Raw genomic sequence first — 15019 nt, forward strand, 5'->3', positions numbered from 1 at the left:
CGGGCGCCGATGAGCCCGTGTCGACGATCAGCGAGCCCGCGGCGAGGTGCGGGAGCAGCCGCTCCGCCACCTGCCGCACGGCCGCCCCGTCGGGGCACCCCCCTCGGGTGGACCGCCCCAGTCGGCGTGGCGGGTGTCAGACCTTGAGAGGCCGGATCGCCGTGGGCGCGTGGCCCGGCTCCGTCGCGATCTCCTCGAACTCCTTGACGGCGCTGATGTCCGCCGTCGGGCTCATCGAGATGTTCGTGATGCGCTCCAGGATCGCCTCGACGACCACCGGCACGCGGTGCTCGGCCGCGAGCTTCTTGGCCCGCTCGAAGGCGTCGGCGAGATCCGCCGGGTCGGTGACGCGGATCGCCTTGCAGCCGAGGCCCTCGGCGACCTTGACGTGGTCGACGCCGTAGACGCCCAGCTCGGGGCTGTTCTGATTCTCGAACTCCAGGTTGACCTGGAAGTTGATGTCCAGACCGATCTGCGCCTGGCGGATCAGGCCCAGGTAGGCGTTGTTGACGAGGACGTGGACGTACGGGATGCGGTGCTGCGCGCCGACCGCCAGTTCCTCGATCATGAACTGGAAGTCGTAGTCACCGGAGAGGGCCACGACCGGGGTCTCCGGGTCGGCCTTCGCGGCGCCGAGCGCGGCCGGGATGGTCCAGCCGAGCGGGCCGGCCTGGCCGCAGTTGATCCAGTGGCGCGGCTTGTAGACGTGCAGCATCTGGGCGCCGGCGATCTGCGAGAGGCCGATCGTCGTCACGTACCGCGTCTCGGGGCCGAAGGCCTTGTTCATCTCTTCGTAGACGCGCTGCGGCTTCATGGGGACGTTGTCGAAGTGCGTACGGCGCTGGAGGGTTTCCTTGCGCTTCAGGTGGGAGGCGACCCACTCCGAGCGGTCGGGCAGCTTGCCCGCGGCCTTCAGCTCCTTCGCCACCTCGACGAAGAGTTCGAGGGCGGCCTTGGCGTCCGACGCGATGCCGTAGTCGGGCGCGAAGATCTTGCCGATCTGGGTCGGCTCGATGTCGACGTGCACGAACTTGCGGCCCTTGGTGTACACGTCCAGCTTGTAGCCGGTGTGGCGGTTGGCCCAGCGGTTGCCGATGCCGAGGACGAAGTCCGACTCCAGGAACGTCGCGTTGCCGTAGCGGTGGCCGGTCTGCTGGCCGACCATGCCGGCGTTCAGGTCGTGGTCGTCGGGGATCGTGCCCCAGCCCATCAGGGTGGGCACCACCGGCGTGTTGGTGATCTCGGCGAACTCGACGAGGAGGTCGGAGGCGTCGGCGTTGATGATGCCGCCGCCCGCGACGATCAGCGGCCGCTCCGACTCGACCAGGAACGTGATCGCCTTCTCGATCTGGGCGCGGGTCGCGGTCGGCTTGTAGACGGCCAGCGGCTCGTACGTCTCCGGGTCGAACTCGATCTCGGTCTGCTGGACGTCGATGGGCAGGTCGATGAGGACCGGGCCCGGACGGCCCGAGCGCATCAGGTGGAAGGCCTGCTGGAAGACGCCGGGGACCTGCGCGGCCTCCAGGACGGTGACGGCCATCTTGGTCACCGGCTTGGCGATCGTCGCGATGTCGACCGCCTGGAAGTCCTCCTTGTGGAGGAGGTGCGTCGGCGCCTGGCCGGTGATGCAGAGGATCGGGATGGAGTCACCGATGGCGGAGTACAGGCCGGTGATCATGTCGGTGCCCGCAGGGCCCGACGTGCCGATGCAGACGCCGATGTTGCCCGGGTTGGACCGGGTGTAGCCCTCGGCCATGTGCGAGGCGCCCTCGACGTGGCGCGCGAGGGTGTGGTCGATGCCACCGCCCTCCTTGAGCGCCTTGTAGAAGGGGTTGATCGCGGCGCCGGGCACACCGAACGCGTTGACGACACCTTCGCGCTTGAGGATCTCAACTGCCGCGCGGACAGCGGTCATACGAGCCATGAGGTTCTCCTGCTTCGACAGCTTCGACAGCTTTTCGGCTGCCGGATACGGCTGGCGGATCCGGCTCCCGTCGCGCCCCGCGGTGAGCTTCTGTTTCCGCATTGTGGAAAGAATGTTCTGCTATATGGAAGCAATGTAAGGCGGTGTGCCGGAGACCGTCAAGAGACATCAGCGATCCGGGCCTCCACCGGGCGGGGCCGGCCCACGGCTTTGCCCCAACTCGCTACGCCGGGCGCCGGTCGGGTGGAGGATGGCGGAGAGGCGGGAGGCGGCGCGGGGGTGGCATGACGGCTGCCTGTGGAGCACGGGGCGGTCCGGTGCGATGCGGGCCGCCTTGGATGGACGTAGGCAGAGGCAGACGCGGATGTGGCAGACGTGGGCGGACGTGGGTGGTGGTGACGATGGTGGACGGTGGCGCCGGTGTGCCGGTGCGGTGCCCGGGTTGTCGGCGCGAACATCTGTACGCCGCACCCTCCCTGCCATGCGTGTGCGGCGCCGCCGTGACCCCGCCGGTGACCCCCGGCGCACCGGCGACTCCGGTGGCCGACCGGAGCTGGGCGGAGGAGTGGGTAGCGGTCCGCTGCGGGGCCTGCGGCCGAGAGGGGCGGTGGCCGCAGCCCGAGCTGGACTGCGAGTGCGGGGCGGTTCTGCGTGTACCGGTGATTCCGGGGGTGACGGCGCCGGGGCCTGGCGGGCGGGCGGCGCGAGACGCCCCGGTTCCTCCGCAGTGCCGGCCCGGCGAAGCTCCTGCCGCCCCTGCCCCCGCCCACATCCCGAAGCCCGGCGAAGCCCCTCCCGGCCCCGCCCGCATCCCGCCGCCCCGTACCGTGCCGCGCCCCCGGCCCGCCTTTCGGCCGGTGACGATCCGGGACGGGCGCGACGCCGTGACCGTGGCCGCGCTGTATCTGCGGTGGCTCGGGTACCGCAATACCCGCAGCGCCGCCCGCCGCCCGCCCTCGGGGGCGCGGATCACCGCGTGCGGGATGCTCGCCCAGGTCGACCCGGGCGCGAGGCGCACCACCGTGCGCGACGTCGAATGCCTGTGGCTGACGGCCATGACCAGCCCCACCGACACCACGGACACCACGGACACCGCCGACGCCGACACAACCCCCGTCAGCTACGCCTTCTTCTCCCTGGCCGGGTACACGGAGCAGGCCCGCGCCCGCGCGGACTCGCTCGGCATGCCGCTGTTCACCATGGACGCCACCGGCACACCCCAGCCGGTCAACGGCGCGGCGGAAGAACTCGTCGCGACCGGCGCCTGAGGCGGGGCGCGGACCGCACTACGTACGCATGTTCGATTAGGGGAGTACGCTGGTCCCATGGCACGGCACCAGCTCCAAGGCTCACTCTTCGATCAGAGCGACGACACACACCTGCGCTCCCTGGACGGAACCCGCAGGACAGTCCTCGGCGACGGAGCGTGGATCGACCTGCTGCCGGGCTGGCTCACCGGTGCCGACGCCCTGTTCGAACACCTCGCCACGGACGTCCCGTGGCAGGCCGAGCGCCGGCAGATGTACGAGAGGGTCGTGGACGTACCGCGCCTCCTCGCCTTCTACCGCTCCGGTGAGCCCCTGCCGCACCCCGTGCTCGACGAGGCGCGACGCGCGCTCTCCGCGCATTACGCCGCCGAACTCGGCGAGGAGTTCACGACGGCCGGCCTGTGTCACTACCGCGACGGGCGCGACAGCGTGGCGTGGCACGGCGACCGCATCGGCCGGGGCGACCGCGAGGACACGATGGTCGCCATCCTCTCCGTAGGAGCACCTCGCGACCTGCTGCTGCGCCCGCGCCGCGGCGGTGAGGTGGTCCGCCACCCACTCGGGCACGGCGATCTGATCGTGATGGGCGGCTCCTGCCAGCGGACCTGGGAACACGCCGTCCCCAAGTCGACCCGGGCCACCGGGGGACGCATCAGCATCCAGTTCCGCCCGCACGGAGTGCGGTGAGAGATCTCCGGTGCAGCAGATGACGTACGAGGGCCAGCGCGGCCAGCACCGCCACGAGCCCGCAGACTCCTGGCCAGCCGAAGGCGCCGTAGGCGCGCGTCCCGAGCCAGGAGCCGACGCTTCCGCCGAGGTAGGCGCACGTCATGTACGCCGTGTTGAGCCGGGAGCGCGCCTCGTCGCTCAGCGCGAAGATCCGCATCTGGTTGGCGACCATGCCCGACTGCATCGCGACGTCCAGCACCAGTGACCCCACGGCGAGCGCGATGAGCCCCGCCGCCCCACCGAGGTCACCGAGCACAAGCAGCCCGGCGGCCACCAGGACGGCGACGATGCATACGAGGTTGACCGCGTCGGACCCCCGCCGGTCCACCTGGCGTCCCGCTACCGGCGTACAGATCATGGTCCCGGCGTTGACGAGGGCGAGCAGGCCGACCGCGGAGGCGCCCAGCCCGTACGTGGGGCCGGTCAGCAGCAGCGCGACGCCGGTCCACAGCGCGGAGAACCCGCCGAAGAGCATCGCCTGGTAGAAACCGGAGCGCCGCAGCTCCGGCTCGGTGCGGAGCAGTCTGAGCGACTCACCGAGCAGCGCGGGGTAGCTCTGGCGGGAGGGTGCGGTGGTCTTCGGCAGGGCGCGGGAGAGGACGAGCGCGATGAGCAGCGCGATGGCCGCCGTCGTCAGATACGGGGCGCGCCAGCCCAGCCACTCCCCGAGGCTTCCGCCGAAGGCACGGGACAGCAGCATGCCGCCGATCGAGCCGCTCAGCAGGGTGCCGGTGACGGCGCCGCGCCGGTCGTCGGGGACGAGGCCCGCCGCCATGGGCGCGATGATCGGCGCGATGACTGTGGTGACGCCGACGAGACCGCTCGCGACGACGAGCGGCACCAGGCCCGGCGCGAGGCCCGCACCGAGCAGCCCGATCCCGGCCAACGAGAGCAGCGCGCCGATGAGCCGCCGGTAGGGGATACGGTCACCGAGCGGTACGAGGAGAAAGATCCCGCCCGCGTAACCGAACTGCGTCGCCGTCACCACCAGAGCGGCGGTATCGGGCGACACATGCAGCCCCTCACCGACCAAGGGGCTGACGGCCTGCGGAAAGTACACGTTGCCAACGGCTATCCCGCAGACGACGGCGAGCAACAGAACCATGCCTCGCCCTAGAGCGGGCGGCGCCACGGGACCGGGCGGCGCAGAGGAACCTGCCTGCGCGGAAGAGCCGGACGGTACGGAAGGGATGGTTGGCGCAGAAGGACTGGGCGGCACGGAAGCGCTGGACAGCGCAGGAGAACCGACCTGCACGGACGAACCGAGCCGCACGGAAGAACCCGGCGGCACGGTAGAACCAGGCCGCGCGGATGAGCCCCCGGTCGGCCCCGTCTCCTCGGGCCGCGCGCCGCGGCCGGTCGCTCTCTCGATCACCGGCACACGATCCCCGGCGGTCCGCCGCGGCACAACCGGTTTTGTCCGGAGCACACTTGACGCCGCCCGTCCCGACGGCGCCGCCCGCCCACCCCAGGCATACTCGCCCCATGCTGATCCGCCCCGCCACCGCCCCCGAGCTCCCCCTCCTCCAGGACATCGAACGCGCCGCAGGTGAAGTCTTCCGTGACCTCGGTATGGATGCCATCGCGGATGACGAGCCGCCCAGCATCCAGGAGTTGGACCGTTTCCGCCGGGCGGGGCGGGCGTGGGTCGCCGTGGGTGAGGACGGCACCCCCGTCGCATATCTGCTCAGCGAGCCCCTCCGCGAGGCGACGGACGCGGGCACGGGCACGGACACGGGCACAGACGCGGGCACAGGTGCAGACGCAGACGACACGTGCCAGCACATCGAGCAAGTCTCCGTGCATCCCCGCGCCGCCCGCCACCGCATCGGCCGCGCCCTCATCGAGCACGCAGCCCGCCTCGCACGCGCGGAGGGCCGGACCTCGCTCACGCTGACGACGTTCACCGACGTCCCCTGGAACGCCCCGTACTACGCCCGCATCGGCTTCCACCCGCTCGCGGAGGCCCAACTCACACCGGCCCTCCGGAAGATCCGCGCACACGAGACGGAGCTGGGTCTCGACCGGTGGCCCCGCCTCTGCATGCGCCGCCCCCTGACGCCGGACGTCACGATGGCGGACGTCACGGCGCCGGACGTCACTCCCCGTACCGCTCCCTGAGCTCCACCTTCCGTACCTTGCCCGAGACCGTCATCGGAAACGACTCCAGGATCCGCAGCGCGGCCGGCACCTTGTAGTGGGCCAACTTCCCCTTGCAGTAGGCCTGGAGCTGCTCCAGCGTCAGATCGTCGTCCCGCCCCCGCAGGATCACGCACGCGAGCGGCACCTCCCCGTACCGTTCATCAGGGACACCCACCACCTGTACGTCGGCGATCTTCGGATGGCCGTACAGGAACTCCTCGATCTCGCGCGGATAGATGTTCTCGCCGCCCCGGATGATCATGTCCTTGATGCGGCCGACGATCCGGACGTAGCCGTCCTCCCGCATGACCGCCAGGTCCCCCGTGTGCATCCAGCGCCCGGAGTCGATGACCTCGGCGGTCCGCTCGGGCTCGTCCCAGTAGCCGAGCATCACGCTGTAGCCGCGCGTGCACAGCTCGCCGGAGGCGCCGCGCGGCAGGGTCACGCCGGTCGCCGGGTCGACGACCTTCACCTCGATGTGCGGCAGGACGCGGCCCACGGTGCCCGTGCGCCGCTCCAGGTCGTCGTCGCGGCGCGTCTGCGTGGAGACGGGCGACGTCTCCGTCATGCCGTAGCAGATGGAGACCTCCTCCATGTGCATCTCGGCGACCACCCGCTTCATCACCTCGACGGGGCAGGGCGAGCCCGCCATGATGCCGGTGCGCAGCGAACTCAGGTCGTACGTCGCGAAGTCGGGGAGGTTCAGCTCCGCGATGAACATCGTCGGCACCCCGTACAGCGAGGTGCACCGCTCGCGCTCGACGGCGTGCAGCGTGGCGGCGGGGTCGAAGGACGGTGCGGGGATGACGATGCACGCGCCGTGCGAGGTGATGCCGAGGTTTCCCATGACCATGCCGAAGCAGTGGTAGAAGGGGACGGGCAGGCAGACCCGGTCGTGTTCGGTGTAGCCGACCGTACGGCCCACCCAGTAGCCGTTGTTGAGGATGTTGTGGTGGGAGAGCGTGGCCCCCTTGGGGAAGCCGGTGGTGCCCGAGGTGTACTGGATGTTCACCGGGTCGTCGCAGCTCAACTCCGCCTCGCGGGCGCGCAGCTCCTCCGGCTCCACCGACGCGGCCGCGTCGAGCAGCGCGTCCCACGTTCCGTCCCCGATGTAGTGGACGGCGCGCAGTCCGGGGCAGCGGGGCCGCACCTCGTCGACGAGCGCGCGGTAGTCGCTGCTCTTGTGGGCCTGCGAGGCGACCAGGACGGAGACCCCCGCCTGCTTCAGCACGAACTCCAACTCATGTTCCCGGTAGGCCGGGTTGACGTTCACCATGATCGCGCCGATGCGCGCGGTGGCGTACTGCACGAGCACCCACTCGGCACAGTTCACCGCCCAGATCCCGACCCGGTCCCCCTTGGCGACACCCGCGCCCATGAATCCGCGCGCCAACCGCTCGACGGTGGCGCCGAATTCGGCGTACGTCCAACGGGCACCCGCGGCGACGTCCACGAGGGCGTCGTGGTCGGGCCAGGCCGCGACGGCCCGGTCGAGGTTCCGGCCGATGGTGTCCCCGAGCAGGGGCGTGCCGCTGGTCCCGTGCGCGTACGAAAGTTCACTCACCGGACGTTCTCCTCGCGGTACGCCCCGCCCGAGCCGGGCCGTTCGATTTCAGGCAACATGCCACTCAGCATGGCACTCAACACGCCGCTCAACAGGCACTCACTCGAAGCAACCGAGTTGAAGCATTCAGGCCCACCCTCCCCCTCGCACCCATCACAATGTGTGCATGGGTGATGACTGGAAGCGACAACTCAATCAGCTTCACGCCGGCTTGTTGCGCCGCGACGATCCCGCCGAGATGGTGACCGAGGCCGACGCCGTCGAGGCGTCGTACCGCTATCCGAATCTCGCCGTGCGAGGCCCCGTCTTCGGGCTCGCCATACAGGATCCCGCCGCCGGGCCGGAATGGCGGCTGCTGAAGCCGGTCGTGGACGGCATGGCCCAACAGGCGCGGGACGCGCTGAACTCGCTGCTGTGGTTCAAGGCCAAGGACGACACCGACGACCCCGCCGTACGCCGCGATCTGCTGGCGGCGGTCGCGATCCTCGAACAGGAGCCGGTCGACGAGCTGGAGGTCCTGGGCGTGCGCTACCGCGTGGTGCGGGGCGACGAGTTCGCGCGTACCGGCCCCGACGGCCTGGAGCCGCCCCGGGCGACGGACCGGGAACCGGCCGACCGGTCGTGGGCCCGACGGCCCGACCGCCCGTCCCCGGACCTCGGTTTCGTCCTGGACCCCGACGCCGACCAGGGCGGCCTGATGTCGAGCGCCCTGAAGATGGGACTGCGGGAGTTCGCGTACACCGGGTCGCGGTTCCCCGCCGACGTGCGAGCCGACTCCAAGCGCGCCGTCACCACCCACCCCGCCATCGTCCTGCTGCCCGTCGGCTTCGGCGTGGCCGAGCGCGGCGCGAAGGGGTGGAAGCCGCGGACCACCCTGATGCCCACCCCGCACGACGCCCGTCAGGTGCTGTACGACGGCATGACGGAATCGTGGCCGCTGCTCTACGAATTCGACGAGCGGGAGAAGGCCGCGCACGCGCGGGCCGCCGAGAAGTTCAAGGCCGCCCGCCACGCCAACGAAGTCCGCGTGGGCGACGCCCTGTACAGGATCTGCCGCACCGAACGGCTGGTGCGCGTCGGCCCCGACGGCCCGGAGCGGCCCCGCCCCTCGGACCTGGACTCGTACGGCCCCATGAAGATGCATCCCACCATGGACGAGGACGGGACGCTCCACTACGACGACTGAACCCCGGCTCGGCCGGCTAGCCTCACCTCACCTCACCTCACCTCACCGCATCTGCCGGCGCACCAGTTCACGCAGGTGCCCACCCGTGTCCGCCAACAGTTGCGCGGGCGGGCCCTGTTCGACGATCCGCCCCTCCGCCATGACGACGACACGGTCCGCGTCCATGACGGTGGAGAGGCGGTGGGCGATCACGACGCGGGTGGCGTTGAGGGCGCGGGTGCTGTCGATGACCGTGCGCTGCGTCTCGTTGTCCAGGGCGCTCGTCGCCTCGTCGAAGAAGAGGACGCGGGGGCGGCGGATCAGGGCCTGGGCGATCATCAGGCGCTGGCGCTGCCCGCCGGAGACCGCTCCGCCGCCGGAGATCATCGTGTGCAGACCCATCGGCATGCGCTTGATGTCCTCGGCGAGGCCCGCCATCGCCGCCGCCTCCCACGCCTCCTCCTGCGTGAACGACTCGGCGCCGCAGATGCAGTCCAGGATGGAGCCGGTGAGCGGCTGGGCGTTCTGCAGGACCACCCCGCACTGGCGGCGTACGGCCGCCTGGTCGAGGGCGGAGAGGTCCTGACCGTCGTAGAGCACGCTGCCCGAGACCGGTTCGTCGAAGCCGATCAGGAGGCGGAGCAGCGTCGACTTGCCGCAGCCGCTCGGGCCGACGACGGCCACGAACTCGCCCGGCCGGACCGAGAGGGACACGTCGTCCAGGACCAGCGGGCCGTCGTCCGTGTAGCGGAAGGACAGGCCTCGCGCCTCGATACCGCCCTGGAGCCGGCCCGGCTGTGTGCTCCCGGCGCGCACCTCCGGCGCCTCGTCCAGGACCGGCTTGATCTGCTCGAACATCGGGAGCACCGAGACCGCCGAGATCAGCGCGCCGGTGAGCTGCGTGACGGACGTCAGGAGCATCGTCACGGCGGTGCTGAAGGTGAGGAACTCACCCGCGGTCAGGCTGCCGCGGGCCGGGCCCGCGAGCAGGACGAACATGATGAGGGTGCAGAGCGGCAGGTAGACGGCGTTCAGGACCGTCGTGGTGTTCTTGATGCGGCCCGCCCGCTGCTGAAGCTCCCTGCTGCGTGCGAACTCCCCCGCCCATGCCGCGTACGCGAAGCTCTCCGCCCCCGCCACGCGGAGTTTGGGCAGGCCGCGCAGGGTTTGGAACGCCTGGTTGTTGAGCTTGTTGCCGAGCACGACCAGGCGCCGCTGCCAGCGCAGCTCCCACAGGCCGAGGGCGAGGAACACGGCGGCGATGACGGCCGGCATCGCCAGCGCGGCGAGGGCCAGCGGCACGCTGTAGACCAGCAGGAGGACCAGGTTCATGGTGCCGACCGTGCCCGACTGGAGGGCGACGGGGCCGATGCCGGACAGGACGCGGCGGATGGCGCTGACTCCCATGGCCGCGCTCGCCAGTTCGCCGGTGGAGCGGGCGGCGAAGAAGCGGGTGGGCAGCCCCAACAGGCGGTCCCAGACGGCCGGTTGGAGCGCGCTCTCCATGCGGCCCTCCATCCGCAGGATGGTGAGGTTCTGGAGCAGCATGAACGCCGCGGAAACGATGCTGGTGATCATGACGGCCAGGGACACCTGGACGATGAGGCTCTTCTCGGCGTTCGGCACGTACACGCCGAGGACCTGTCCCGTGGCGATCGGCACGAGGGCGCCGATCACGACCGTCACCAGGCCCGCGAGCACGAGGTTGCGTACGTCGCCGCCGGTTCCCCGCAGACTGAAGCGGAACAGCCGCCAAGGCGTCAACCTCCCCTCGGGGAGCGGCCGGTAGAACATGACGGCCTGCGGCTCGAACTCGTCCGCGTTGGTCTTGTCGACGCGGGTGCGCCGCCCGGACGTGGGGTGCACCGCCTCGTAGCCGCCGCGCCGCCACAGCAGCGCGACCGGTGTGCCGCTCGCGGCGCGGTGCCCCACCAGCGGGCCCGTGTTCTCGCGCCACCAGCGGCCGTCGAGCCGGACGGCGCGGGTGCGGATGCGCGAAGCCACCGCGATCCGCTCCACCGGATCGATCCGATCGCTCACCACGCCACCCCCCACGCCGCTCCCCGCCCCGCTCCTCGTGCCACCTTCCGCCGCGCCGGACAGTGTGATGCCCGCCGCGTCGGCGACCAGTCGGCAGGCCGCGTACGTGGCGTCGGCACCGCCCCGGGAGTCGGTACGCCGGGAACCACCCCTCCGTGAACGGCCGATGGAGGCGATCAGCGTGCGGTCGGCCTGCTCGCGGACGTTCCGGCCCGCCTTGATGCCGGCCGCCGTGCGGTCCTCGTGGGCGCGCTCCAGGCGTTCGATCCAGCGGTCGAGGGTCGAGAGCAGCCGGTGCTGCTGGTTGACCATGCGCTGCCACATCGCGGCGTCCACGAGCAGCTCGCCCGCGGCCTCCGCGCTGTAGGCGGCCCCGTACTGCACGCTGCCCGGCGCGACCGGCATCCAGAGGATGTCGTCGTCGGCCACCACGTCGTCGCCCATGGTGCGGCTGTCGAGCGGCGCCTCGAACAGCACCTGGTGACCGCGTCCGATGCCGAGCGCGAAGGCGTGCTCCAGGAGGCTCAGGGCCGCGTCCCGCGTGTCGTACCCCGTGTCGTACGACGTGGGGTACTGCTGCTCGTACGACCACGTGTCGCCGTAGTCGGGGCGGTACAGCTCGCGCAGCGGGACGCGGCGCAGCTCGCAGCCCTGGAGGGGGCGTCCGACCAGGGTGTGCTGAGGGCCTTCGACGGGGCCGAGGAGCAGGGTGCCCGGTTCGAGGCGGCCGAGGTAGTGCCAGTGGCCCTGCTGCGCGGCGTCGACCGCGAACAGGTCGAGGGCGCCGGCCACGACGAGCCACAGCACCTGCGGGCCCTCCAGGTGCACGCTGCGCAGGCCGGTGCAGTCGGCCGGTGTTCCGAGCGCGCCGAAGGCCGCGGTGACGCTGTCGCCGGGGCAGGCGTGCTCCGGTGCCGGGGTGGTCACGTCAGTGCTCCTTGACCAGGTCGGCGTAGGGACCGCCGGCGGCGACGAGGTGTTCGTGGCGTCCGCGTTCCACGATCCGGCCGTGGTCGAGTACGACGATCTCGTCGCTGTCGCGCACGGTGCTCAGACGGTGGGCGATGACGACGCAGGCGCAGCCGCGGCGGCGCAGGTTGTCGATGATGACCTGCTCTGTCCCGGCGTCCAGGGCGCTGGTCACCTCGTCGAGCACGAGGATGCTGGGGCGGCGGACGAGGGCCCGCGCGATCTCCAGGCGCTGGCGCTGCCCGCCGGAGAAGTTCCGTCCGTCCTGCTCGACGCGGCCGTGGATGCCGCCGGGCCTGCGGGCGACGACCTCGTACAGGCAGGCGTCCTTGAGGGCGGCGGTGACGGCGTCGTCCGGGATGGAGGGGTCCCACAGGGCGACGTTGTCGCGGATCGTGCCCTCGAAGAGGAAGACGTCCTGGTCGACGAAGGCGACGGAGGCGGCGAGCGCGCCGCGCGGGATGTCCTCCAGGCGCTGCCCGTCGATGCGGATCGTGCCCTCCCACGGGCTGTAGAGGCCCGATATCAGCCGGGAGACAGTCGACTTCCCGCTGCCGGACCCGCCGACGAGCGCGACCTGCTGTCCCGGCCCGACCGACAGGGAGAAGCCGGTCAGGAGCGGCTTGTCGAGGGGGCTGTAGCCGAAGGTGATGTCGTCGAGGGTGACGTGGCCCTTGAGGCGGCGGGTGCTGGCGGCCGGTTCGGGGCGTGAGTAGAGCGTGTCGACGGGGAAGTTCTCCACGTCCTTGAGGCGGGCGACGTCGGCGGCGAAGTCCTGGATGCGGCCCGCGACGCCGTTGAGGCGGGTGATCGGCGCGGTGAAGCGGGTGACGAGGGCCTGGAAGGCGACGAGCAGCCCGATCGACAGATGCCCCTCGACGGCGCGCAGGCCGCCGATCCACAGGATCAGCGCGCTGTTGAGCGTCGCGAGGGTCGGCGCGACGACACCGAGCCAGGCGCTCGGCACCCCGAGGCGCTGCTGCTCCTCCAGGGTGGTGGCGTGCTGGCCCGCCCAGCGCCGGAAGTAGCCGTTCTCGCCGCCGGTGGCCTTCATGGTCTCGATCAACTGAAGGCCGGTGTACGAGGTGTTGGTGAGCTTGGCGCTGTCGGCACGCAGCTTCTGGGTGCCGGTGGCGCGCAGCCGGATGACGACACGCATCGCCACGACGTTCAGCAGGGCGATGCCGACGCCGACGAGGGTGAGCTGCGGGTCGTACGTCCACAGCAGGGCCGCGTAGAGGAGGACGACGACGCCGTCGACCCCGGCGGCCGTGAGGTCGCGGGCCAGGGTCTCGGCGACGGCGTCGTTGGACGCGAGGCGCTGCACGAGGTCGGCGGGGCTGCGCTGGGCGTAGAACGTGACGGGCAGGCGCAGCAGATGGCGCAGGAAGCGGGCGCTGCCGAGGGTGGAGGAGATGATGCGGCCGCGCAGCAGGTTCGCCTGTTGCAGCCAGGTCAGCACGACGGTGAGCGCGACCATCGCACCCATCGAGGCGAACAGCGCGCCGAGCAGCGAGGTCTGATGACCGATCAGGAAGAGGTCGATGTACGTCCGGCTGAGCGCGGGCAGTGCCGCGCCGACGGCGACGAGCAGCAGGCTGGCCAGGAGGGCCGCGAGCATCGTGCCCGTGGTGCCGCGCAGCCGCGCGGGGAGGGCTGTGAGGATGCCGGGCTTACGGCCTCCGGGGCGGAAGTCCTCCCCCGGTTCGAGGACGAGGACGACCCCGGTGAAGCTGGTGTCGAAGTCCTCCGAGGGCACGAAGCGGCGGCCCTTGTCAGGGTCGTTGATGTACACGCCCCGGCGGCCGAGGCGGCGCCCCGCGCCGTCGTAGACGACGTAGTGGTTGAACTCCCAGAAGAGGATCGCGGGCGCCTCGACCTCGGCGAGCGCGGCCGGCTCCATCTGCATGCCCTTGGCCGTCAGGCCGTAACTCCGCGCCGCCTTCAGGACGTTGCTGGCCCGCGAGCCGTCACGGGAGACGCCGCACGCGATGCGCAGCTCCTCCAGCGGGACGTGCCGCCCGTGGTGGGCGAGGACCATGGCGAGGGCGGCGGCGCCGCACTCCACGGCCTCCATCTGCAGGACGGTGGGCGTACGGACGGTCCGTTGCCGCTTGGTCTTCGGCGCGGGACGCCGCGCCTGACGGCGGCGGCCGCGCTGCGGGGGTTCGGGGCGGTGCCTGCGACGGCCGCCGGGGGGCGGCAGCTGGTTCGGGTGCACCGGGGAGGGGTTCGGGTGTGGTGCGGTCACGGAAGCAGCCAATCGATCGGGCGCTGCTCGGCGAGGTGGAAGGCGCCGGTGGCCGGGGTCATGGAGTCGAGCGCGAAGGGCGGACCGCCGCCGCGGGCAGCGGTCGACCACGCGTAACCGGACTTGGTGGCGGAGGACTTTTCGAGCCGTACGAGGACGGCGACGGGCGGCCCGTCCTGCGTGAACTGTCCGGCCAGTTCCTTGTCGCCCAGGAAGCCCGTGATCTTCTGCCGGGTCTGCGCGGCCCGCCCGATCGCCTTCACCCGGCCGCGCAGCGTCCCGTACTCCTGTGGGGGCACGGACTGGACGGTGAGGTCCACCGAGGCGCCGACGGGGACGGTGGCCGCTCTGTCGGCGGGTACGTAGAGCATCGCGAGGAGCGGGTCGTCGGGGCCCGCCACGCGCTCCAGGGTCGCGACGTCGGCGCCGGTGGTGACGACGGTGCCGATCCTGGCGACGAGGGTGGTCACGCGGCCGGCGGCGATGGCGCGTACGACCTTGTCGCCCCGCTCCGTACGGACTTCGAGCACGGGCGCGCCCGCGGTGAGGCGCTTGCCCTCCTCGGCGAGGACGCCGGTCACCTGTCCGGTGACGGGGCTCTGGAGGACGTAACTGCCCTGGCCGTGCGTGAGGATGCCGGGCGCGCGGAGCGTCGAGGAGACCGAGCCGGTCACGGCCCAGATGCCCGCGGCGGCCATGACGACGAGGGTGACGGCGAGGACGAGGAGGCCCTGGGGGCGGGCGTAGCGCACCGGCAGGTCGAGTTCCTCGGGCGACTGCAGCTTGGACAGGGCCTGTTGGCGGAACTGCACGGGCTTTCCTTACTGGGCCGGTGGCCGCTTGGCCTCGGCTGCTTGGCCGGTGGCGTCCGTCTCGCCGTCGTCGGACATGGCCCGCACGCCGCCAGGCCCCCAGAACTCCTGCTTCCGGTTGCGTCGGGAGGACGGCGCAACGTAGGCCTCGATCC

Annotated in this window: 10 protein-coding genes; 4 read left to right on the forward strand and 6 right to left on the reverse strand. The window is 71.4% G+C overall.

Annotated elements, in window-relative coordinates; all coding sequences use genetic code 11:
- Positions 1–136: 136 nt before the first annotated feature.
- Positions 137–1924, reverse strand: coding sequence for a glyoxylate carboligase (gene gcl / locus ACWDVB_RS39360; protein ID WP_451517696.1), 1788 nt, complete (start codon positions 1922–1924; stop codon positions 137–139).
- Between the two features lie 857 nt (positions 1925–2781).
- Between gcl and ACWDVB_RS39365 the strand changes: the two genes are divergently transcribed.
- Positions 2782–3192 (forward strand): hypothetical protein, encoded by a 411-nt coding sequence (locus ACWDVB_RS39365; protein WP_451517684.1) that lies wholly within the window; start codon positions 2782–2784, stop codon positions 3190–3192.
- 57 nt (positions 3193–3249) lie between these two features.
- Positions 3250–3879 (forward strand): alpha-ketoglutarate-dependent dioxygenase AlkB, encoded by a 630-nt coding sequence (locus tag ACWDVB_RS39370; RefSeq protein WP_451517685.1) that lies wholly within the window; start codon positions 3250–3252, stop codon positions 3877–3879.
- Here ACWDVB_RS39370 and ACWDVB_RS39375 read toward each other — a convergent pair.
- A complete protein-coding gene (locus tag ACWDVB_RS39375) occupies positions 3845–5026 on the reverse strand; it encodes an MFS transporter (protein WP_451517686.1) in 1182 nt (393 codons plus the stop codon). The two genes, ACWDVB_RS39370 and ACWDVB_RS39375, sit on opposite strands and share 35 nt — an antisense overlap.
- 380 nt (positions 5027–5406) lie before the next feature.
- Here ACWDVB_RS39375 and ACWDVB_RS39380 point away from each other — a divergent pair, with 380 nt between their 5' ends.
- Positions 5407–6042, forward strand: coding sequence for a GNAT family N-acetyltransferase (locus ACWDVB_RS39380; RefSeq protein WP_451517687.1), 636 nt, complete (start codon positions 5407–5409; stop codon positions 6040–6042).
- On the opposite strand, the gene ACWDVB_RS39385 is transcribed toward ACWDVB_RS39380, so the two are convergent.
- Positions 6020–7627, reverse strand: a complete 1608-nt coding sequence (locus tag ACWDVB_RS39385; protein ID WP_451517688.1) for an AMP-binding protein — start codon at positions 7625–7627, stop codon at positions 6020–6022. The genes ACWDVB_RS39380 and ACWDVB_RS39385 overlap by 23 nt on opposite strands.
- Before the next feature lie 166 nt (positions 7628–7793).
- On the opposite strand from ACWDVB_RS39385, the gene ACWDVB_RS39390 reads away from it, so the two are divergent.
- Positions 7794–8813: a DUF5954 family protein gene (locus ACWDVB_RS39390; protein WP_451517689.1), complete on the forward strand. Its 1020-nt coding sequence runs from the start codon at positions 7794–7796 to the stop codon at positions 8811–8813.
- 42 nt (positions 8814–8855) lie between these two features.
- On the opposite strand, the gene ACWDVB_RS39395 is transcribed toward ACWDVB_RS39390, so the two are convergent.
- Genes ACWDVB_RS39395 through ACWDVB_RS39405 form a run of 3 tightly spaced genes read right to left on the reverse strand, consistent with a single transcriptional unit; the run spans position 8856 to position 14864 of the window.
- Positions 8856–11759 carry an NHLP bacteriocin export ABC transporter permease/ATPase subunit gene (locus ACWDVB_RS39395; protein WP_451517690.1) on the reverse strand — a complete coding sequence of 968 codons (2904 nt, stop codon included), beginning with the start codon at positions 11757–11759 and terminating at the stop codon, positions 8856–8858.
- A 1-nt stretch (position 11760) separates the two neighbouring features.
- Positions 11761–14052 carry an NHLP family bacteriocin export ABC transporter peptidase/permease/ATPase subunit gene (locus ACWDVB_RS39400; RefSeq protein WP_451517691.1) on the reverse strand — a complete coding sequence of 764 codons (2292 nt, stop codon included), beginning with the start codon at positions 14050–14052 and terminating at the stop codon, positions 11761–11763.
- Positions 14049–14864 carry an HlyD family efflux transporter periplasmic adaptor subunit gene (locus ACWDVB_RS39405; RefSeq protein ID WP_451517692.1) on the reverse strand — a complete coding sequence of 272 codons (816 nt, stop codon included), beginning with the start codon at positions 14862–14864 and terminating at the stop codon, positions 14049–14051. The genes ACWDVB_RS39400 and ACWDVB_RS39405 overlap by 4 nt, the downstream gene beginning before the upstream one ends.
- Positions 14865–15019 lie beyond the last annotated feature (155 nt).

This window comes from Streptomyces sp. NPDC003379 (assembly GCF_053589195.1).

Bases quoted from the DNA above. Each gene is read 5' to 3' on its own strand.
- gcl (WP_451517696.1), bottom strand. From the start codon at position 1,924: ATGGCTCGTATGACCGCTGTCCGCGCGGCAGTTGAGATCCTCAAGCGC.
- ACWDVB_RS39375 (WP_451517686.1), bottom strand. From the start codon at position 5,026: ATGGTTCTGTTGCTCGCCGTCGTCTGCGGGATAGCCGTTGGCAACGTG.
- ACWDVB_RS39390 (WP_451517689.1), top strand. From the start codon at position 7,794: ATGGGTGATGACTGGAAGCGACAACTCAATCAGCTTCACGCCGGCTTG.
- ACWDVB_RS39380 (WP_451517687.1), top strand. From the start codon at position 5,407: ATGCTGATCCGCCCCGCCACCGCCCCCGAGCTCCCCCTCCTCCAGGAC.
- ACWDVB_RS39370 (WP_451517685.1), top strand. From the start codon at position 3,250: ATGGCACGGCACCAGCTCCAAGGCTCACTCTTCGATCAGAGCGACGAC.